The organism is Streptomyces sp. NPDC001668, from assembly GCF_042893155.1.
Classification (GTDB): domain Bacteria; phylum Actinomycetota; class Actinomycetes; order Streptomycetales; family Streptomycetaceae; genus Streptomyces.
The window spans coordinates 77254-97172 of record NZ_JBIAUQ010000007.1; the positions used below are offsets into that span (position 1 = coordinate 77254).

Below are 19919 nucleotides of genomic sequence, written 5' to 3' on the forward strand. Positions count from 1 at the left end.
GCTCCTTGCGAACAGGGGTACGGGGACGGCTACTTGAGTCCGGTCGTCGACGTGCCGGCGACGAAACCGCGCTGGGCGACCAGGAAGATCAGCAGGATCGGGACGACGTACATCACCGAGGCGGCGGCCTGGAGGTTGGTGACCGGGGTGCCGGCCGAGGTGACGTAGGTCGACATGACGGCGACCGCGAGGGTGGTGCGGTCCGTGGACAGCAGGAGCTGCGGGGCGATGTAGTCGCCCCAGGTCCAGGTGAAGGCGATCACGAAGCTCGCGGAGAGAACCGGCCAGGACTGCGGGAGGAAGATCCGCCAGAAGATGGCCGCGTAGCCGCAGCCGTCGACGATCGCCGCCTCCTCCAGCTCGCGGGGCAGGCCCGCGAAGAACTGCCGGAAGAGGAAGACCAGGTAGGGGGCGGAGGCCATACCCCACAGCACCCAGGGCCAGTACGTGTCGACCATGCCGAGCTTGGCGAAGATCAGGTACGTCGGCAGCAGGGTGATCATCTGGGGCAGCATCATCGAGCCCAGCAGGATGCCGAACAGGGTCTTCTTGCCCGGGGCTTCGAGGCGGGCGAAGCCGAAGCCGACCCAGGCGGAGCTCAGGGTCACGAGGGTGGCGTAGATGAGGGCGATGATCAGGGAGTTGCGGGCGTAGCCGAGGAAGTCGATGAGGCGGAAGGCGTCGGCGATGTTGTGCCACTGGATGTGGTCGGGGAGCCAGTGCACGGGTGAGGCCGCCAGCTCGGCCGGCGTTTTGAGGCCGGCGATGACCAGCCAGCCGAAGGGGCCCAGGAACAGGCCGGTGATCGCGACGAGGACCGTGTAGAGGACGAGGCGGTTGACGCGTAGGCGGGGGCCGGGCTTCGGGGTGCGGCGGGTGGTGGCGGTGGTGGCGGTCACTTCTTCGCCTCCGGGTCGACGTTGTAGAACACCACGCCTGACGTGGCCTTGAAGATCACCGCGGTCGCGACGAGGATCAGGACGAACAGCACCCACAGCAGCGCGGAGGCGTAGCCGTAGCGGCCGAACGCGAAGTACTCCGCGAACACGTGCATCATGTAGAGGTAGGTGGACTGCGGGAGCGCGGTGATGCCGGCCGGGGTCGGGTCGGGGGCCAGCAGCAGCGGCATGATGGTCTGCACCGAGGCGATGACGCCGGTCACGGTCTGGAAGAGCAGCACCGGCGACAGCAGCGGCACCGTGATGCTGCGGAAGCTCCGCCAGGCGCTCGCCCCGTCGATCCGGGCCGCTTCGAGGAGTTCGCGGGGGATGTCCTGGAGTCCCGCCAGCGAGATGATCATGATGTTTCCGGCCGTCCAGAGGACCGTCATGATCAGGACGTAGCGGGCGTAGGGATCGGCGAGCCAGCCGAGGGCGTCGATACCGAAGAGGTTCAACACCCCGTTCGCGGCCCCGGAGTTCTGGTCGAAGAGCTGCTTGAACGCGATGCCCGCGCCCACCGGGGGCACCACCGCCGGCAGATACAGCAGGGTGCGGAACAGCCCGCGCGCCTTGAGCGGCCGGTTGACCAGGACGGCGAGCCCCAGCCCGGCGATGATCGACAGCGGCACCGAGGTGATCGCGAACAGGCCCGTGCGGCCCAGCGACTGCCAGGTCTGCGCGTCGGAGAACAGCTCGCGGTAGTTGCCGAGGCCCACGTAGTGCCAGCGCGGCGAGATGCCGTCGAAGGTGGTGAAGCTCAGCCACAGCGCGTACGCCATCGGAGCGATGGTCAGCAGCGCGAAGCCGACGATCCAGGGCGAGGCGAACATGTAGAACGCGCGGTGCCTGCGGGTGGCGATGGACGTACGAGGCCGCGGTGTCGCCGGGTCGGCCACTGAGGCGGTGTCGCCTCGGGACGCGACCGAGGGTATCTGACCGACCGTCATCCAACCTGCTCCTTACCGCGCTTGAGCTGCTCGTTCATGGCCGAGTTCAGACGCCCCGCGAGGGTGTCGACGGACATGCCGCCGGTCATGGCGGCCGGGGCGATCTGGTTGAAGAGGGCGAGGAGCGAGTCCGCGGTGGCGTACGGCGTGAAGGCGATCACCGAGTAGTGCCGCAGCTCCGCCTCCTGCACCCGCAACACCCGCTTCTGGTACTCCTCCTGAGCGGGCATCAGCGGGCGCAGAGACTTCAGGGTCGGGATGCCCCAGCCGCCGGAGGCGCGCGCCTTGGCCGGTGCCTCGCCGAAGAACCACTCGAAGACCCGCCAGGCGGCGTCCTTGTTGCGGGACTTGCTGGGGATCCAGAAGCCGGTGCCGGCCTGGCACGGACTGACCCGCCGGCCGCCCTCGAAGTACGGGGCGGGGGCGAGCCGGGACAGCGGCGCCAGCTTCTTGTCCGCGTTGATCAGACCGCCGAGCCAGTACCCCGAGTTCGACATGGCGAGCCGGTTCGCCTGGAAGGTGGGTCCGTCCCAGTTGTTGGGGTCGGGCTGGACGATGCTCGGCCCGACCTTGGTCCGGCAGTAGTCGATGTACCAGCCGAGCGCCTTGCGGGCCTCGGGGGTGGTGAAGTCGACCCGGGAGTAGTCGTCGGTGAAGAGGTTCCCGCCGGCGGCCACGGTGAGGCTCGCCAGGAGGTTGGGGGTGAGCACACCGTTGTAGCTGCCGCCGAACACGGTCGTCTGGCCGTTCTTGCGGCGGGTGAGCCGCTTGGCCTTGTCCAGCCACTCCTCGTAGGTGACCGGGTCCAGCTCGGGCGGGTAGTCGACGTCGGCCTGGTCGAACAGCGCGGTGTTGTACCAGAACATCGAGTCCTGGGAGAAGTCCTTCGCCATGCCGTAGCGCGGGCCCCTGCCCTGGGTACGGCCGTCGTAGCGCCACAGGTCGTTGACCGGGTCCAGATCGTCCGGCCGCAGGACGCTGCTCCTCGCGAAGTACGGGTCCAGGTCCTCCATGACGCCCCGGGCCGCGTAGTACGGGGCGTCCACGGCACCCACGCCGCGCACGAGGTCGGGCGGATTGCCGTTGGTCGTCATCGCGATCAGCTTGCTGGTGCTGTACAGCACCGTGTTGATCCTGACGCCGATGTCCTTCTGGGCCTGCTTGATCAGCTCCGGTGAGATGTCGTCGGCCTTGGCCATCACCGTGACGGTCTCGCCGGAGCCGCCGACCGCGCTCGACACCCGCATCGCACAGCCGCTCAGCGCTGCCGACCCCGCCACGGCACCGCCTGCGGAAAGGGAGAGAAAACGGCGGCGGCTCAGCGCGGCACCGGCATGTGGGCGCACGACGCACCACCTCCTGCTCTGTCCGTTCATGGGAACGCGGCGACCGTGAGACAACCGGTTGCTGCGTTGGGGCAGAGCTTCTGCCCTGGCCGGAAACGGCGTCAAGAGGCTTGACGAACTTTCGAAAAGACTGTGTAACCTCGCCGACACTGAATGCGTGGGGCAACCGGTTGTCATCCGGCCCTCTTCAGCGATTGACCACGCCTCGACGCCAGACCTACGGTAGATCTGCCGTAGAAGACGTTTTCAGAAACTGTTTCCACTCAGTGTGTCAGGAGTGACATGCCCAGCCCTCAGCCACCCAGGGCCGTGTTCGCGATGGATCCCGTACACCTCCCCCTGCTCTTCCCCCCACCCCTGATGACCAGGCTGAGCGAGGCCGCCGACCTCGACCCCGCACTCGTCGTCCAGGACTTCACCGACCCCCGGGCGGCCGACGCCCTGAGCACGGCGGACGTGCTGATCACCGGCTGGGGCTGCCCCCACCTCGACGCCGGCGTCCTCGACGTGGCCCCCCGCCTGCGCACCGTCCTGCACGCCGCGGGCTCCGTCCGCTCACTCGTCGGCGACGCCGTGTGGGAACGCGGCATCGCCGTCTCCAGCGCGGTCACCGGCAACGCGCTGCCCGTCGCCGAGTACACCCTCGCGATGATCCTGCTGTGGGGGAAGGACGCGTTCGATCACCGCGAACGGTTCCGGCTCACCCACGCGTATCCCCCGCCCGCGGAGACCGCGGCCACCGGGAACGTGGGACGGCGGATCGGAGTCATCGGGGCGTCCCGGGTGGGGCGGCGGCTGCTGGAACTGCTACGGCCGTTCGACTTCACGGTGCTGCTGCACGATCCGTACGTCAGCCCCGCCGAGGCCGGCTCATTCGGGGCCGAACTCGTGTCGCTGGAGGACCTGTTGCGGCGCAGCGACATCGTCACCCTGCACGCGCCCGACATCCCGGAGACCTACCGGATGCTGGACGGGAACCGGCTCGGACTCATCCGGGACGGAGGCGTGCTCATCAACACGTCCCGCGGGGCACTGGTCGATCCCGACGCGCTGGCCGAGGAGCTGGTCTCGGGGCGGCTGCGCGCGGTGCTCGACGTCACCGAGCCCGAACCACTGCCCGCGGAGTCGCCGCTGTACCGGCTGCCCAACGTGTTCCTCACCCCGCACATCGCGGGGTCGCTCGGGAACGAACTGGAGCGGCTGGGGCGGATCGTGGTGGAGGAACTGGAGCGGGTGGGGGCGGGGGTGGGGTTGGTGCATGAGGTGCGGTTCGCGGATATGGGGCGGGTGGCTTGAGGAGGGGCTGGTCTACCTGGCCCGGGTGTACCTCACGTGCTCGCACCACATGGGTTCGGTCGCCTCCGGGGGCGCCTCAGTCGGAGTCCGGGGTGCACCGGCCGTTGGTGGGCACATGCCGCCCGTTGCTACCTACGCCGTCGGAATCGTGCTGTAGTAACAATGGGATACGGTTTCCGGACCCCGACTGGGGCGGGGCCCCCGGCCATGACCGTGAAGGAGCCGCAAGGGTGAGTCAGCGCAAGGCGTCCGGGGACGTCGGACGGGCCACCATTCGGGACGTGGCCGAGCGGGCCGGGGTGTCCGTGGCCAGCGTTTCGCGGGTGTTGTCCGGGAACTACCCGGTCTCCGAGGACCTGCGCCGCAAGGTGATGAAGGTCGTGCGCGACCTGGACTACGTCACCAACGCCCACGCCCGGTCGCTCGCCGGGGGCGGCACACCCACCGTCGCCATCCTCATCAACAACATCACCGGGGCCGCGTTCGCCCACGTGGCCAAGGGAGTTGAGGGTGCCGCCACGCTGCGGGGATGGTTGTCGCTGGTGGGGACCACCGGGGACGATCCCGAGCGGGAGCTGGCCCTCGTCAACCTCATGCGGCAGCAGGGGGTCGCGGCCGTGGTGCTGCTCGGCGGTGCCTACGACTACGACGAGTACCAGCTGCGCATGGCCCGGTTCGCCCGTTCCCTGGACGCGGCCGGGTCCCATCTCGTGCTCGTGGGGCGGCCGCCGCTGGAGGGCGACGTGCCGGCCACGACCGTCGACTACGACAACGAGGGCGGCGCCTACGCCATGGCCAGCCATCTGCTCTCGGCTGGGCACCGAAGGGTCCTCGTGTTGCCCGGGCACTCCGAACTCACCACGGCGCAGGGACGGTTGAGAGGCGCTCGGCGTGCCTTCGAGGCGTACGGCGTGCCGTTCGAGGACGGCATGGTGCGGCACGGGGCCTACGACTACGAGCACGGCTACGAGGCCGTCGAGGACAGCCTGCGGGACGGGCTCGAGTTCACCGCCGTCCTCGCCGGGACCGACGTCGTCGCCGCCGGGGCCATGCAGGCCCTGCGGGCGGCCGGGCTGCGGGTGCCCGAGGACGTGTCGATCGTGGGGTACGACGACATCCCGCTCGCTTCCCAGCTCACCCCGCAGCTCACCACCGTCCATGTGCCGTACGAGGAGATGGGGCGGGTCGCCCTGCGTGCGGTCGCGGACCGGCGTGAGGGCGGTGGAGCGCGGCGCCGGGGGGCCGACGGGGACCATCTGGTGCTGGGCACCCATGTCGTCGTACGGAACTCGGTACGGCCGCCCGCGCAACCCGCTGGACAGTGAAGAAGCAGATCGTTTCGTAACCGGTTTCCGTCCTGCGCCGACAGTTCGCGCGCTGTGGCTCGCGGCCGGGTGCCCTTCGGGGGGCAGGGGCTCTGAGCTGGAAGTACGTCAGCCTTCGGGTCCTCGTACGGCTCGCACCCAGACCTAACTCCTCGGACAAACCGGCGTAACAAATTGCCGTCTACCTCTTGCTAACCCACGGGGCGTCGGCCTACCGTCCCAGCAACCGGTTACTACAGCTTCTGCTGGGCCGACCCCCCGCAACCGCGAGCCGATGAGACGTCCGGCCGCCGTTTCCGGCCGGCACCGAGCCGCCGATCCCCCTCTCTCCTCTCCGAGACGCCCTACTTCGCGAAGGAACACGGTCAGATGAACTTCAGCAGCCCCCGGAGAAGGTTCGCCCGCGCCGCCGTTGCGGGACTCGCGCTGTCAGGTCTGCTCACCGCGTGCGGCGGGTCGGGCGACTCCGGCGACTCGCAGTCGTCCGGGCCGGTCACCCTCCCCTTCTGGGGCTGGGCCAACGGCCAGGACGCCGTCGTCAAGGCGTTCAACGCCTCGCACAAGGACATCCAGCTGAAGTACACGAAGGTCACCGACCAGCTCACCATGCAGAAGCAGCTCACCAACGCGGTGAAGGCGGGCAACGAACCGTGTCTGGTGCAGAACACCGCCGAGTACGTCACCAGTTGGGTCGCGCAGGGGGCGCTCGCCGACATCACGAAGTACGTCGAGGGTGAAAAGGGCAGGTTCAACACCGGGTCGTGGGCGAGTGCGCAGGTGCAGGGGAAGATGTACGGCGTGCCGACCAGCTCGGCGCCGAACTTCACCATCTACCGCACCGACCTCTTCAAGAAGTACGGCATCAAGGCGCCGACGACCTGGGACGAGTTCATCGCCGCGGGCAAGGTGCTGAAGAAGCACGGCATAAAGATCACCAACTACGCCGGTGAGGACCCGAGCACGCTCGAAGTGCTCGCCATGCAGGCCGGGGCACACTGGTACTCCATCGACGGCAACTCCTGGAAGGTGGACTTCCAGGACGCGGGCACGCTGAAGGCCGCCAAGGTGATCCAGGAGATCATCGACAACGACCTCAACAGCAAGCTGTCCTTCGCCGACTACGCGGCCGTGCAGCGCAACTACGACAACGGCGGCACCGCCACCCGGCAGATCTCGACCTGGCAGATGGCCGGCATGGTGCAGAACTTCACCAAGTCCTTCGGGAACTGGGGTCTCTCCCCCTGGCCGACGTTCACCGGTGAGGCCGCCAAGACCCCGGCCGGCACCAACCTGACCGGCAGCGTGACCCTGGTGACCAAGGGCTGCAAGAACCAGGAGCAGGCCGCCGAGGCCGCGCTGTGGATGTCCACGAACACCGGCGCGGTGAAGACCATGGCGAGTCCGACCACCGGCAACGGCGTGATGCCGGCACTGGCCGACAGCGACCCGTACGTGCCCGAGGCGGTCTCCCAGAAGCTGCTCGGCTCCAACTACCAGGCGGGCCAGCAGGTCGTGAAGGACAGCCTGAAGACCGTCACCACCGACTGGACCTTCGGGCCCGACTGGACCGCGATGTTCACCGAGATGCAGGCCGGCTGGGCCAAGGTGGTCAGCAAGGAGCAGACGGTGACCGAGCTGCTGGCGCACATGCAGGAGTGGACGGTCAACGACCTGAAGTCCCGCGGCATCAGCGTCAAGGGCTAGAGGCTGAGGGCTGCTGCTGATGATTCGCTCACTGCGCTGGAAGGGTGCCGCCTTCACGGTGCCCTTCCAGCTCGGCTTCGTCTTCCTGTACCTGTTGCCGATCGGGTACGCCGTCTACCAGTCGCTGTACCGCTCGCAGTCCTCCGGGCTGGGGCTCGGTGGCACCACCGACGAGTTCTCCGGTCTCGACAACTACCGACAGGGGCTCACGGACTCGGCGTTCATGGGATCCGTGCTGCGGGTCGTGCTGTTCGCCTGTGTGCAGATCCCGGTCATGCTGCTGGTCAGCCTGGTGCTGGCACTGTTCCTGGACGCGCTCGGTTCCAGGACGGCCGGACGGTTCCGGATTCTGCTGCTGGTGCCGTACATGATCCCGGGCGTGGTCGCGGCCATCGTGTGGCTGAACCTGTACAGCCCGGACGTCGGCCCGCTCACCCCGCTCGGCGAGGTCTTCGGGTTCTCCTGGAACTTCTTCGCGCCCTCGATGGTGTGGCCGTCCATCGGCAACCTGCTGACCTGGCACGGCATCGGCTACAACATGGTCATCATCTACTCGGCGCTCCAGGGCGTGCCGCGCGATCTGTTCGAGGCCGCGCGGCTGGACGGGGCATCCGAGCTGCGGGTCGCGCTCAGCATCAAGATCCCGTTCGTGCGGGGGGCGTTGGTGCTGACGGGGATGCTCTCCATCATCCAGATGCTCCAGATCTTCAACGAACCCGCGCTGTTCCGGAACGTCACCCCGCAGACGGTCAGTGACTCCTTCACCCCGATCATGATCATCTACAACCAGGCGTTCAACGCGGGCAACTACCACTACGCGGCGGCCCTTTCGGTGCTGCTCGCCCTGATCCTCGGCGTCGCCTCCTTCCTCTTCTACCGGTTCACCTCGAAGGAGGCCGACTGATGACCCTCGTCGAGGAACCCACGAGGAGCGCGCCGGTCCGGCGGCTCAACGCCCCTGATCCGGCTGCCCGTTCGCGTGGCGGGCAGCGCTTTCTGCTCGTCGGGCTGTCGCTGGCGAGTGTCTACAGCCTCTTCCCGGTGTGGTGGCTGATCGTCGCCGCCACCAAGGACCGCACCGGCCTCTACCAGTCCAACGGGCTGTGGTTCTCCGGCTGGCACCTGTGGGAGAACCTGCGTCAGCTGTTCACCTACGAGCACGGCATCTTCCTGCGCTGGACGGCCAACTCGTTCCTGTACGCCGGTGTCGGCTCACTGGGGGGCACGCTGCTGGCGCTCGCCACCGGTTACGGACTCGCGCGCTTCGACTTCCCCGGCCGGAACCTGGTGTTCGCGTGCGTGGTCGGTTCCTTCCTGATCCCGATCGCACTGCTCACCCTGCCGCTGTACCTGCTGTTCTCGGAGATCGGCCTGGTCGACACACCCTGGGCGATGCTGATCCCCTGTCTGATCAACCCGTTCAGCGTGTACCTCGCCAAGGTGTACACCGAGGCGACCATCCCCTTCGAGCTGCTTGAGGCGGCCCGGATCGACGGGGCCGGGGAGCTGAGAATCTTCTTCAGCATCGTGCTGCGGATGATGACGACGGGTGGTGCGACGGTGTTCCTGCTGGCCTTCGTCAACACCTGGAACGCCTTCTTCCTGCCGCTGACCGTGCTGCGCGGCGAGAACAACTGGACGCTCAACATCGGCCTCTACAACTGGTCCGGCAAGCGTCTGGAGTCCGGCGTCGACCTCACCAGCCTGGTCCTCACCGGCGCCCTGCTGTCCATCGTCCCGATGGCGATCATGATGGTCGCGATGCGCCGCTACTGGCGTACCGGTGTCACCCTCGGAGCCCTCAAGTGACCCTGCTGCGCAACCCGGTGATCCGCGGCTTCGCCCCCGACCCGTCGATGGTCCGCGTCGGCGACTGGTACTACGTGGCGACCAGCTCCTTCGAGTGGTTCCCGACGATCCCGCTGCACCGCTCCCGCGACCTCGCGCACTGGGAGTACGCCGGCCACGTCAAGGGCGCCGTCCCGGGCGACTCCCTCGCCGGCGTGCCCGACTCGGGCGGCATCTGGGCCCCCTCCCTGAGCTGGGACGGCGAGCGGTTCTGGGTGGTCTACTCGATCGTCCGCTCCGTCGGCACGCCGTACTTCGACACGGACACCTATGTCTGTACGGCGACAGAGGCGTCCGGTGAGTGGACGGCGCCGCGGCGGATCGCGAGCCATGGCTTCGACCCCGCGCTCTTCCACGACGAGGAGGGCCGGCTGTGGCTGCTCAACCTCCAGAACGACCACCGCCCCGGCGGCCGGCGCTTCGCCGGGATCGTACTGACCGAACTGGACCGGAAGACGCTGTCGCCCGTCGGAGACACCCACCTGCTGCTCCAGCACGAACGGCTCATCGAGGGGCCGAAGCTGGTCCACAAGGACGGCTGGTACTACCTAGTCCTCGCCGAGGGCGGTACCGGTTTCGAGCACGGGGTCCTGGTCGCCCGCAGCAGGGAGATCACCGGCCCCTACGAGCTGGACGACCGGCCGCTGCTGACGTCCCGGGACGATCCGTCGCTGCCGCTGCAGAAGGCGGGGCACGGCGAGCTGGTCCAACTCCCGGACGGGAGCTGGGTGCTGAGTCACCTCACGGCCCGCCCACTGGACACGCCGGACGGGCCGCGCTGCCCGCTGGGCCGGGAGACCGCGATCCAGGCGGTGGTATGGGACGCGCAGGGCTGGCCGAGGTTGCGGCACGGGGGTTCGCATCCGGCGGTCGAGGTCGACGTACCGACACTTCCGGAACCGGGGGCAGGGGAAGGGGAAGGGGTAGGGGAAGGAGTAGGGGAATGGGCAGGGGCAGGGGCAGGGGTGCCCGCGCATGCCCGCGCGGAGGACGAGGGGGGCGCATCGACACCTGCGGAACCAGGGGGCGAGGCAGGCAGACCGACACCCCCGCAGCCCAGGATTGAGACCGCCCACCTGGAAACCGACGCCTGCGCACCGTCGGCTTCACACCCCGCCGCCGAGAGCGCCGTACCGACACTTCCGCACCCGCACGAACAACCCACCCCCACCGACGCCCCGTCGGCCTGGCCCTGGAGCTCCCTGCGGGCCGCGCCCGACCCGTCCTGGGCGGACACCGGCGCCCGGCCCGGCTGGATCCGGCTGCGCGGGCGGCACGGGCCCGAGTCGCGGTGGGCGCACAGCCTGCTGGCGCAGCGGATCACCGAGCACCGTGCGGAGGCCCAGGTCACCGTGGAGGCCCGGCCGGACACGTTCACGCAGGCCGCCGGTCTGGTGCTCTGGTACAACACCGAGTCCTATCTGGCCCTGGACCTGACATGGGCGGAGCCCGAGGGCGAGGAGCAGCGGGGTCAGCAGTGGCGGGGCGGTGGGCGGACCGTGCTCAGCCTGGTCGAGCGGGACGAGGGCAGCACCCGGCAGGTGGCCGTGGTCGAGGCCGGCAGCACAGAAAGCGCCTTCACATTGGGAGTGACCGTGGGGGACGGAGTGGCTCGTTTCTGGCGCCTCGGCAGCGACGGCGACCGGATGCCCGTCGGTCCGGAGCTGGACTTCACCCGGCTGTCCGACGACCACGGGTCCAGGCTCCGGTTCACGGGCGCGATGGCCGGAATCCATGCCGTGGACCTGGTCGACGCGGGCTTCACGGCCGACTTCGCGGGGTTCCGTCTCAGCTGTGGGTAGTGTTCGACGTTTCGAAAGCGAGGGGGAGTTGAAGACCCGCTGAGCCCGACCTCTTCCCGACTCCACCGGGCGAACCTAGGGTAGGAAGCGCTTACTGTTTCCGCGCTGGTCGAAACTTTCAAGGCCCTCGGGCGGGCCGGAGAGGTGGTTCCCGATGGTCCGCACGGGGAGTGCGAGCGTGGCGGCCGGTCCCACGCTGGCGGTCGTGGCCCGGGAGGCGGGTGTGTCGGTGCCGACCGCCTCCAAGGTGGTCAACGGCCGGGAGGACGTGGCCCCCGAGACCCGCCGCAGGGTCACCGAGGCCCTGGACCGCCTCGGCTATGTCCGCAGACCGAGGTTCGACGCGGCGAAGTCGTCGGGTCTTGTCGACCTGGTCGTGCACTCCCTGGAGACCTCCTGGTCGGGCGCGGTGCTGCACGGGGTGGAGGCGGCCGCCCACGACGCGGGCCTGGAGGTGGTCGTCTCGGCCGGGCTGACCCGCAACCGGTCCGGGCGCCCGGACCGCGGCTGGATGGACAAGCTCACCGCGCGCGGCTCCTCCGGGGTGCTGTTCAACCTGGCCGAGCTGACGGCGTCGCAGTACGGCTGGCTGGACCAGCACCGCATCCCGTACGTACTGATCGACCCGGTCCTCGAACCACCGCCGGGCGTGGTCTCGGTGGGCGCGGCGAACTGGCAGGGCGGGGTGACGGCGACCGAGCATCTCCTCGCGCTGGGCCATGAACGCATCGCGGTCGTCGCCGGTCACCAGCGCAAGATGTGCAGCAGCGCGCGCGTGGCGGGCTATCGTTCCGCGCTCGCGGCGGCGGGGATACGGCAGCGGCCCGAGTACGTCCGGCACGCCGGCTTCGACGAGAGCGCGGCCCACCGCCGCACCCTGGAACTCCTCGATCTGCCCGAGCCGCCCACCGCGGTCTTCGTCTGCTCCGACCACATGGCCCTCGGCGTGTACGAGGCGCTGGCCGAACGGGGCCTGAGCATCCCCGACGACATCAGCGTCGTCGGCTTCGACGACCTCCCCGAGGCCCGCTGGACCACCCCGGCGCTCACCACGGTCCGGCAGCCCCTGTCGGAGATGGCGGCGACGGCCCTGCGTCTGCTGGTCCGGATGATGGAGGGCGACCGCCCGGAGAGCACCCGCACCGAGCTGTCGACGCGGATGGTGGAGCGGGCCAGCACGGCCCCGCCGCGCGGCTGACCCCCGATCGGCTGCGGGGGCCACCCACCGCCGGGTGCGTTCACCTTCGGTCGTGCGTGGGCGAAGGGGACTGGCCGGGGCGGGCGTCGAACGATGTGGCGGGAAGGGGCCCGCTGCCCCTGCCGGGGGCGGCAGCCAGCACTTGGGGGACGGCCATGACACGCTGGCGGCCGTTGCCGGACTCGCTTCCGAAGGAGGCGCGGCACCTCGTCGCACTGCTGCGGCGCACCGCGTACAGCAAGTCGTCCTGGCAGCGGTGTCTCAGCGGGGCCAAGCAGCCGCACGCCCCCGCGCCCACCGGGGTCAACCGACCTGGGACAGGTGGGACGGCGTCAGCCCGTGCCGGTCTCCCACCGTGCCGCCCAGGTGATACCGCCGAGCAGATGGGCCCGGAAGTCCGGGTCCGCGTACGCCTCGGTGGCGTGCCCGAGCGCCGTGTAGAAGACCCGGCCGGCGCCCTGCTCCCGGCACCACACCAGCGGATGGTCGGCGCCCATGCCGCCGCCTTCGTACGAGGACTCGTCCGCGCACGCCAACACCCGCACCGAGCCTCGGGGGTTGGTCCGGAAGTCGTACCACTCGTCGGTGAACTCCCATACGGCGGGCAGGTGTCGGGTGGCGGGGTGGTCACGGTCCTCGACGCGGACGCGGCCGGGCTGGTACGCGGGGTGCTTGTCGAACCGGGCGCCCAGCAGCTCCCCATAGTGGGGCCACGTGTACTCGGTGCAGGCGGCGGCGTGCACACCGACGAACCCGCCGCCCGACTCCACGTAGGCGGCGAGCCCGTCGCGTCCCGCCGGGGTGAGGATCTCCCCGCTCGTGGAGAGGAAGACGACGACGGCGTACCGGCCGAGGGGCTGCTCCAGCGCTGCGGGGTCCTCACTCGCGTCGACCTCGAAGTCACCGAGCGCGCGGACGGCGTCGACGGCGGCCGGGATGGAGTCGTGGCGGTAGGCGGTGGTGCGGGTGTGGAGGAGGAGTCGGGGGGCCATGGGGATGAGGGTAGGCCGGGGGTCGGGGGGAGCTGTGCCGGGGCCTCGTCGGGGACTGGTCCGAGCGGGGGCTGAGCCGGGGGTGGTCAGAGACTGGTCTGCGGCCGGGGCCCAGCGGGGCTGATCCGGGGAGCGCGCGGAGCTGACCGGGTGGCTGAGCCTGGACTGGGGCCGGGGCGGGCCAAGGCCGAGACCGGTCAGAGGCCCCGGCCCGGGCCGGCGCGGCCGGAGCCCACCGGCGGCGCCCCTTCGACGTAGCCCACAGGCCCGCGCCCCTTCGGCGTCGGCACGCTCGCCGCGGCCCGCACGGTCACACTGGGCGATCAGCCCGCCCGGCCGGGACGCGGCGGTGGCCCGGGGCCGTGGTCACGGCCCCGGCGAGATCCGCCCGATGCGCCACCGCAGACCTGACGGCACCCTGCTGGAGTGGCACCTCCCGGACGGCGACACCCAGCATCCCTCCGGCCTCGTCCCCTTCCTCATCGACTGGGGCGCCTCCCCGCACCTCACCGACTCGGGCTCCCGACCACTCCCCTGCTCTCCCTGACCGCAGGGCCCGGTGACCTTCGGCCGACGTGTCCGATTTCTTCAAGACCGGGCGGCCGGGCGCCGCCTACCGTGGCGGCATGACTCCACGATTCGACGCCATCGGTCTGGTCGCCTCCGACATGGCCGCCTCCGTCGCCTTCTACCGGCGGCTGGGGTTTCCGTTTCCCGAAGGGTCGGAGAGCCAGCCGCATGCCGAGGCCGAACTGCCGGGCGGGGTGCGGCTGATGCTCGACACGGAGGAGACGGTCCGTTCCTTCCATCCCGGATGGCGGGCGCCCGCCGGCGGCAGCCGCACCGGGCTCGCCCTGCGCTGCGCCGGTCCCGCCGAGGTCGACGCGGTGTACGAGGAGTTGGTGGGTGAGGGCTTCCACGGTGAGCTCAAGCCGTGGAACGCCGACTGGGGCCAGCGGTACGCCTCCCTGCACGACCCCGACGGCAACAGCGTCGACCTGTACGCCCCGCTAACCGGCGGCGAGCAGTCGTCCTAGCGGCACGCCCGCCAACTCCTTGACGTCCCGCGCGAGATGGGCCTGGTCGGCGAACCCGCTCCGCGCGGCCGTCTCCGCGAACGGCACCCCGGCCCGGGCCAGCGCGAGTGCCCGCCGCAGCCGCAGGATCCGGGCCAGCGTCTTCGGCCCGTACCCGAACGCCACGAGCGAACGGCGGTGCAACTGACGTGCTCCGAGGCCGAGTTCGCCGGCGGTCACGGCAACGGACCGCCCGGCGCCGAGGGACGCGACGAGGGCACGGAGCACGGGGTCGGGCGGGGCCGTGCGCTCCACCGCGATCTCTTCGAGGGCCGCGGCGGGGCCCTGCGCGGCGGCGACACGGTCCCGCAGCCGCCGTACCTCCGAAGCGGGCCAGAGGTCGGCCAACTCGACGCGCCGGTCACGTAGTTCGTGCGCGGGCACGCCCAGGAAGGCGGGCGCGGATCCGGGGTGGAAGCGCAGGCCGGTCCAGGTGCTGGGGGCGCCCGAGGTGACGTACGCGCGTGTGTCGGGTCCGGCGACGAGGAGTCGCCCCTCGTTCCAGAGCAGGTCCATGCACCCGTCGGGCAGGACCCGTCCAGTGCCGTCGCCGGTCCAGACGACGGCGCCGGGGAGGCGGGACGGCCGTTCCGTGTACACGTACCCAGGCTACGGCGGGCCTGCCCGCAGCCGGAACTCCTGCGGACTGACCCCGTACGCCCTCTTGAAGGCGCTGGACAGGGCGAACGCGCTCCCGTACCCCACCTGCCGGGCGATCGCCTCCAGCGTGGCACTGCCCTCGCGCAGACGGTCGGCCGCCAGCGCCAGCCGCCATCCGGTCAGATAGGTCATCACCGGCTCCCCCACGAGGTCGGTGAACCGCCGGGCGAGCGCCGCACGGGAGACGCCCGCCTTGGCGGCGAGCGAGGCCACCGTCCACGGATGGGCGGGATCGTCCTGCATCAGGCGCAGCACCCGCCCGACGACCGGGTCCGCCAGCGCCGCGTACCAGGCGGGCGCCTCCGCCTCGGGCCGGGAGAACCAGGCCCGCAGCGCGGCGATGACCAGCAGGTCCAGCATCCGGTCCAGGACCACCTCCTGGCCCGGCTCGTCGCGGACGATCTCCTCCATGAGGAGGGGGGTCAGCGGGCACTCCCACACGTCGGTGGTCAGCGACAGCAGGGGCGGCAGCGCGTCCAGGAGGCGGTTGCTGATCTCCCCGTCCATCAGGTACGTCCCGATGAGGAGGACGGCCTCCCCGTCGAGCCGGTCGCCCCAGGTGCGCACCCCGAGGTCCATGGAGCCGTTGAGGGCCCGCCCGTCGGGGTAGCTGCACTCCGCGCCCGGCAGGATCAGCGCCTGCGGGGCCGTAGCGGGGTCGTCGGCGCAGGTGTAGGGGTCGGGGCCGCGGGCGATGGCGAGGTCGCCGGGGCGCAGCCTGATCCGCTCGCCCGTGTCGGGCATGACGACGGCTTCCCCGCGGACCATCAGCATGACCGTCAGCGGCGCCCGGTCCTCGACCCGCACCGCCCACGGCGGGTCGAAACACGCACGGATCATGAAGGCGCCACGCGCCCGCGGTCCTTCCAGCAGGCCTGCCAGAGCGTCCATGCGGCCAGCGTAGACGCGTACGCATGGGAATGAGCCGTTCGGCGATGGTCCCTTGCCGGGCACGGGAGTTGACTCGACGGCATGACACAGAACGCGCGGAACATGACGGTGGTGGTGACCGGTGCCTCGGGTCGTACGGGCAGCCGGGTGGCGCGGTCCGCCGAGGCCGCGGGGCTGACGGTGCGGGCGGCCTCGCGGGCGCGGGGGTTCGACTGGCAGGACGCGTCGACGTGGGCCGGGGTGCTGCGGGGCGCGGACGCGGCGTATCTGGTGTACCCCTCGGACATCGGCGCCCCCGGGGCCGCGGAGGCGGTCGGTGCGGTGGCGCGGGAGGCGGTGGGGGCCGGCGTACGTCGGCTGGTGCTGCTGTCGTCGCGCGGGCAGGAGCGGGCGCGGGACGCGGAGGAGGCGCTGCACGCCTCGGGGGCCGACTGGACGGTCGTACGGGCCTCGTGGTTCGCGCAGAACTTCAGTGAGGGGCCGCTGGTGGAGGAGCTGCGGCTGAGCGGGGAGCTGGTGTTCCCGGCGGGTGAGGTGCGGGAGCCGTTCGTGGACGTGCGGGACATCGGGGACGTGGTGGTGGCCGCGCTGGTGGCGGGCGACCGGTACGCCGGGGAGACGATCAGCGTGTCGGGGCCCCGTCCGCTCACCTTCGGCGAGGCGGTCGCGGAGATCGCGAGAGCGACGGGGCGCGGACTGACGTACCGGGCGGTGTCGCCTCAGCGGTACGGGGAGAACCTGCTCGGGTTCGGGGTGCCGGCGCGGGAGGTGGAGGCGCTGGTGGAGGCGTTCACGCAGCTGCTGGACGGGCGCAACGCGTATCTGTCGGACGGGGTGCGGCAGGTGCTCGGACGGGAGGCGCGGGACTTCACGGAGTTCGCGCGGGAGGCGGCGGCAGCGGGCACCTGGAAGGCGTGAGCGGCCCGCTGCCGGGACCCGTCCCCCGTCAGGAACCGTCGGGCTTCTGCGGGGGATGGGTCGTCTTCGCGTGCGCCCGGAAGCGGGACGTCACGTCCTCCGGGGGCAGGAAGCGGGACCACCGCTCCGGGAACTCGGACGGCATGTCGGGGTCGTCGGGGTCGGTGTCGGAGTCGCGGAGTGCGGCCGCGCGGGCCACGTACTCGGCGACCTGCGCCTCCCGCACGCGCTCGTTCGCCGCACGCGCGGCAGCGGTGGCCGCGGCGGGCCAGACGCGGTCGATGGCGGCGTTCATCGCGGCGCCCACCAGGACCGCGAAGGCCGAGACGCCGATCCACAGCAGCACCGCCACGGCCGCGGCGAGCGAGCCGTAGATCGTCGCGCCCTCGATCGTGCTCTGCAGGTAGATGCGGAGCAGGAAGCTGCCCAGCACCCACATGGCCAGGGCGACCAGCGCGCCCGGGACGTCCTCGATCCACGGTGAACGCACCGGTACCGACACGTGGTACAGCGTCGTCAGGAAGGCGATGGACAGGACGATCACCACGGGCCAGTACAGGACCTGCACCACCGTCGTCGACCAGGGCACGATCCGCACCACCGCGTCCGGACCCGCCACCATCAGCGGCAGCGCCACCGAGCCGATCAGCAGGGCCGCGACGAACAGCGCGAACGCCACGAGCCGCGTCTTGACGATGCCGCGGACCCCGTCGAGGCCGTACATCACGGTGATGGTGTCGATGAAGACGTTGACCGCGCGCGAGCCGGACCACAGGGCGAACAGGAAGCCGACGGAGATGACGTCGGGGCGGCCGCCCTTCATCACGTCGTCGAGGATCGGCTGGGCGATCTGCCGTACCCCCTTGTCGGACAGGACCGTGCGCGCGGCGTCCAGGAGGTTGGCCTCCAGGCTGCTGATGCTGTCGGTGCCGGTCCAGTCGTCGACGTAGCCGAGCAGTCCGATGAGGCTGAGCAGCAGGGGCGGTACGGACAGCAGCGAGAAGAAGGCGGCCTCGGCGGCCAGCCCCAGGATGCGGTACTCGATGCACGAGTTGACGGTGTCCTTGACCAGCAGCCAGGCGGTCCTGCGCTTCGACACGTTCCGGTAGAGGGCACGGGCCCGGTGGAGCCGGCCGGAGGGCTGTTGAGGGGATTCGCTTGCTGCCTGCACGACCTAAAGGTATCCGCCAGGGGAGCGTGCACTCATCCCCCGGCCCGGGTCCTGGGCACGCCCGTGCGGGGAACGCCCGCTCGCGTTCGGTTCCGTCATGGCGCGGAAAACCCCGGGCAACCCCGCGGAAATCGTCAAGGAAATGAACCCCTTTTCTGTCATGAACCCGGTGGCCGGATTTCGCGGACCGGTGAACCGGAATGCCGGACGACATATGCACCGGCCATTGAGTGAGTTCCCCGGTGGCGCCACCTGAAGGCTGGAACAGGTCATACCGCCGACGAACGGCCGACCAGCAAGAAACCGCCATTGACTGAAACGCGCTTGACCCGTTCATGAGCCCGTCGAAAAAATTCGGATTGCATTCTCAGGGCCCTGACCTAGGCCCGAGCCTGGCCACACCGTCCCCACCGCGTGGTCACTCCAGGCGCATACCGAACCGCTCCTTCTCCTCTTTCATTCCGTGTCTCATGACACTTCTCTTTCTTCCGGAACACCGGAACCACGGGGGTTCTTCCTCATGATTTTCCGCTGCGCGGTGAACAGCGGGTGCTATTCCGCCGTATCCCACTCGGGAGAATTCTCATGTCTGTTCCGTACACGCCGAAGCATGGCGTGCCGCGCATCGTGGGGGTCGATGTGGCACGCGGCCTGGCCCTGCTCGGAATGTTCTCCGTTCACGTGTTCGGCGCGTTCGACGAGGCCGGATCGCCCACGCCCGCCTGGATGTTCGCGGGCGGGCGTTCCTCGGCGACGTTCGCCGTGACGGCCGGGATCGGACTGGCCTTCACGACCGGCGGGCGACGGCCGGCGACCGGGCGGCCCGCGGCCGCCGCGGTGGCGGCGCGGGCCGCCGTCATCGCGCTGATCGGACTGCTGCTCGGCTACGCCTCGCGCGCGGCGGACCTGGACGTGGACGTGATCCTGGCGTTCTACGCCCTGTTGTTCCTGATCGCGATTCCGCTGCTGGGCCTCGGCCCCCGGACCCTGGCGGGCCTGTCCCTGACCCTGGCCGTGAGTGCGCCGTTCGCCGTGCACGCGCTGCGGGGCGTCCTGCCCGAGCCCGCGTTCGACGGCGACCCGACCCTCCAGGACGTGGTCACCGATCCGCTCGGCCTGGTCTCGGACCTGCTGGTGCACGGCGACTACCCGGTGCTCGCCTGGACCGCCTATCTGTGCGCCGGACTCGCCGTCGGCCGCCTGGACCTGACGTCGCGGAAGGCGGCGCCCCGGCTCCTCGGCGGCGGCCTCGCGCTGGTGGCCGGGGTGTGGCTGGTGTCGTCCCTGGTCCTGTTCCGCTACGACGGGCTCCGGTACCTGTGGCGCGCGGAGTTCCCCGGCGCCTCCCGCGCCGAGGCCCTGTGGGACAGCCCCGACGGCGCGACCTGGTGGGCGATGCTCTCGCGGGCGCCCCACTCGACCACACCCTTCGACCTGCTCCTCACCCTGGGCTCGGCGGCGGCGATCCTCGGCGGTGCCCTGCTGCTGACCAGGAGCGCCCTTCTCACGCGGACCCTCACGCCGCTCGCGGCGGCCGGGAGCATGCCGCTGACCCTGTACGCCGCCCATGTGCTCCTGCTCGCCACCGGCGCGCTCTCCGGCTCCCCCGGACTCCTCTACGCCGTCATGACCACCGGTGCGCTCCTGTTCGCCCTCTCGTGGCGGCACGTCGGGCGTGGCCCGCTGGAAACGGTCGTCGCAGGAGCGGCCCGGCGGTGTCGCGAGGCCGTAACACCGCCGCGGCCCCCGGAACCGGTGGAGCGCCCGGCCCGACTTAGCAAGCACACGGAATAGCCCATAAGGC

The 19919-nt window shown here is 70.4% G+C and carries 17 protein-coding genes and 1 pseudogene; 11 read left to right on the forward strand and 7 right to left on the reverse strand.

What is annotated here, in order from left to right; all coding sequences use genetic code 11:
• Window positions 1-29 precede the first annotated feature (29 nt).
• From ACFYZ8_RS22320 to ACFYZ8_RS22330, 3 genes are read right to left on the reverse strand one after another with little or no spacing between them, the layout of a single operon-like run.
• Window positions 30-899: a carbohydrate ABC transporter permease gene (locus ACFYZ8_RS22320; RefSeq protein WP_359028761.1), complete on the reverse strand. Its 870-nt coding sequence runs from the start codon at window positions 897-899 to the stop codon at window positions 30-32.
• A complete protein-coding gene (locus ACFYZ8_RS22325; RefSeq protein ID WP_388536954.1) occupies window positions 896-1888 on the reverse strand; it encodes a carbohydrate ABC transporter permease in 993 nt (330 codons plus the stop codon). The genes ACFYZ8_RS22320 and ACFYZ8_RS22325 overlap by 4 nt, the downstream gene beginning before the upstream one ends.
• Window positions 1885-3234, reverse strand: coding sequence for an extracellular solute-binding protein (locus ACFYZ8_RS22330; protein ID WP_388536956.1), 1350 nt, complete (start codon window positions 3232-3234; stop codon window positions 1885-1887). The genes ACFYZ8_RS22325 and ACFYZ8_RS22330 overlap by 4 nt, the downstream gene beginning before the upstream one ends.
• Window positions 3235-3516: 282 nt before the next feature.
• Here ACFYZ8_RS22330 and ACFYZ8_RS22335 point away from each other — a divergent pair, with 282 nt between their 5' ends.
• The 7 genes from ACFYZ8_RS22335 (at window position 3517) to ACFYZ8_RS22365 (ending at window position 12407) form a co-directional block, all read left to right on the forward strand.
• On the forward strand, window positions 3517-4530 hold the full coding sequence (locus ACFYZ8_RS22335) for a hydroxyacid dehydrogenase (RefSeq protein WP_388536958.1): 1014 nt from the start codon (window positions 3517-3519) through the stop codon (window positions 4528-4530).
• Window positions 4531-4760: 230 nt separating this feature from the next.
• Window positions 4761-5855 (forward strand): LacI family DNA-binding transcriptional regulator, encoded by a 1095-nt coding sequence (locus ACFYZ8_RS22340; protein ID WP_359028765.1) that lies wholly within the window; start codon window positions 4761-4763, stop codon window positions 5853-5855.
• A gap of 369 nt (window positions 5856-6224) precedes the next feature.
• Window positions 6225-7559 (forward strand): ABC transporter substrate-binding protein, encoded by a 1335-nt coding sequence (locus ACFYZ8_RS22345; RefSeq protein WP_388536960.1) that lies wholly within the window; start codon window positions 6225-6227, stop codon window positions 7557-7559.
• A 19-nt stretch (window positions 7560-7578) separates the two neighbouring features.
• The gene (locus tag ACFYZ8_RS22350) at window positions 7579-8463 is read left to right on the forward strand and encodes a sugar ABC transporter permease (protein WP_359028767.1); all 885 of its coding nucleotides are present in this window, start codon (window positions 7579-7581) and stop codon (window positions 8461-8463) included.
• Window positions 8463-9368 (forward strand): carbohydrate ABC transporter permease, encoded by a 906-nt coding sequence (locus tag ACFYZ8_RS22355; protein WP_359028768.1) that lies wholly within the window; start codon window positions 8463-8465, stop codon window positions 9366-9368. Before ACFYZ8_RS22350 ends, ACFYZ8_RS22355 begins: the two co-directional genes overlap by 1 nt.
• Entirely contained in the window at window positions 9365-11209 is a 1845-nt protein-coding gene (locus ACFYZ8_RS22360) for a family 43 glycosylhydrolase (RefSeq protein WP_388536963.1), read from the forward strand. The genes ACFYZ8_RS22355 and ACFYZ8_RS22360 overlap by 4 nt, the downstream gene beginning before the upstream one ends.
• Window positions 11210-11363: 154 nt before the next feature.
• Window positions 11364-12407, forward strand: coding sequence for a LacI family DNA-binding transcriptional regulator (locus tag ACFYZ8_RS22365; RefSeq protein WP_359028770.1), 1044 nt, complete (start codon window positions 11364-11366; stop codon window positions 12405-12407).
• A 332-nt stretch (window positions 12408-12739) separates the two neighbouring features.
• On the opposite strand, the gene ACFYZ8_RS22370 is transcribed toward ACFYZ8_RS22365, so the two are convergent.
• Window positions 12740-13399 carry a ThuA domain-containing protein gene (locus ACFYZ8_RS22370; RefSeq protein ID WP_388536966.1) on the reverse strand — a complete coding sequence of 220 codons (660 nt, stop codon included), beginning with the start codon at window positions 13397-13399 and terminating at the stop codon, window positions 12740-12742.
• A 258-nt stretch (window positions 13400-13657) separates the two neighbouring features.
• Between ACFYZ8_RS22370 and ACFYZ8_RS22375 the strand changes: the two are divergent.
• Window positions 13658-13972: pseudogene (locus ACFYZ8_RS22375) on the forward strand (VOC family protein); the annotation flags it as partial.
• A 53-nt stretch (window positions 13973-14025) separates the two neighbouring features.
• Entirely contained in the window at window positions 14026-14436 is a 411-nt protein-coding gene (locus ACFYZ8_RS22380; RefSeq protein ID WP_359028772.1) for a VOC family protein, read from the forward strand.
• Here the strand turns inward: ACFYZ8_RS22380 and ACFYZ8_RS22385 are convergent.
• Together ACFYZ8_RS22385 and ACFYZ8_RS22390 are read right to left on the reverse strand one after the other, a co-directional pair.
• Window positions 14410-15075, reverse strand: coding sequence for a DUF6597 domain-containing transcriptional factor (locus ACFYZ8_RS22385; protein WP_388536968.1), 666 nt, complete (start codon window positions 15073-15075; stop codon window positions 14410-14412). The two genes, ACFYZ8_RS22380 and ACFYZ8_RS22385, sit on opposite strands and share 27 nt — an antisense overlap.
• 9 nt (window positions 15076-15084) lie before the next feature.
• Complete coding sequence (locus ACFYZ8_RS22390; protein WP_388536970.1) at window positions 15085-16026, reverse strand: AraC family transcriptional regulator; 942 nt, start codon at window positions 16024-16026, stop codon at window positions 15085-15087.
• 81 nt (window positions 16027-16107) lie between these two features.
• Here ACFYZ8_RS22390 and ACFYZ8_RS22395 point away from each other — a divergent pair, with 81 nt between their 5' ends.
• Window positions 16108-16944, forward strand: a complete 837-nt coding sequence (locus tag ACFYZ8_RS22395; protein WP_388536971.1) for an NmrA family transcriptional regulator — start codon at window positions 16108-16110, stop codon at window positions 16942-16944.
• A gap of 28 nt (window positions 16945-16972) precedes the next feature.
• Here ACFYZ8_RS22395 and ACFYZ8_RS22400 read toward each other — a convergent pair whose 3' ends face one another.
• Window positions 16973-18115 (reverse strand): YihY/virulence factor BrkB family protein, encoded by a 1143-nt coding sequence (locus tag ACFYZ8_RS22400; RefSeq protein ID WP_388536973.1) that lies wholly within the window; start codon window positions 18113-18115, stop codon window positions 16973-16975.
• A 585-nt stretch (window positions 18116-18700) separates the two neighbouring features.
• On the opposite strand from ACFYZ8_RS22400, the gene ACFYZ8_RS22405 reads away from it, so the two are divergent.
• Window positions 18701-19909: a heparan-alpha-glucosaminide N-acetyltransferase domain-containing protein gene (locus ACFYZ8_RS22405; protein WP_388536975.1), complete on the forward strand. Its 1209-nt coding sequence runs from the start codon at window positions 18701-18703 to the stop codon at window positions 19907-19909.
• Window positions 19910-19919: the final 10 nt, after the last annotated feature.

Coding starts and splice junctions, on each gene's coding strand:
- ACFYZ8_RS22380 (WP_359028772.1), top strand. CDS start 14,026: ATGACTCCACGATTCGACGCCATCGGTCTGGTCGCCTCCGACATGGCC.
- ACFYZ8_RS22345 (WP_388536960.1), top strand. CDS start 6,225: ATGAACTTCAGCAGCCCCCGGAGAAGGTTCGCCCGCGCCGCCGTTGCG.
- ACFYZ8_RS22325 (WP_388536954.1), bottom strand. CDS start 1,888: ATGACGGTCGGTCAGATACCCTCGGTCGCGTCCCGAGGCGACACCGCC.
- ACFYZ8_RS22335 (WP_388536958.1), top strand. CDS start 3,517: ATGCCCAGCCCTCAGCCACCCAGGGCCGTGTTCGCGATGGATCCCGTA.
- ACFYZ8_RS22405 (WP_388536975.1), top strand. CDS start 18,701: ATGTCTGTTCCGTACACGCCGAAGCATGGCGTGCCGCGCATCGTGGGG.
- ACFYZ8_RS22350 (WP_359028767.1), top strand. CDS start 7,579: ATGATTCGCTCACTGCGCTGGAAGGGTGCCGCCTTCACGGTGCCCTTC.
- ACFYZ8_RS22395 (WP_388536971.1), top strand. CDS start 16,108: ATGACACAGAACGCGCGGAACATGACGGTGGTGGTGACCGGTGCCTCG.
- ACFYZ8_RS22365 (WP_359028770.1), top strand. CDS start 11,364: ATGGTCCGCACGGGGAGTGCGAGCGTGGCGGCCGGTCCCACGCTGGCG.
- ACFYZ8_RS22390 (WP_388536970.1), bottom strand. CDS start 16,026: ATGGACGCTCTGGCAGGCCTGCTGGAAGGACCGCGGGCGCGTGGCGCC.
- ACFYZ8_RS22355 (WP_359028768.1), top strand. CDS start 8,463: ATGACCCTCGTCGAGGAACCCACGAGGAGCGCGCCGGTCCGGCGGCTC.
- ACFYZ8_RS22370 (WP_388536966.1), bottom strand. CDS start 13,399: ATGGCCCCCCGACTCCTCCTCCACACCCGCACCACCGCCTACCGCCAC.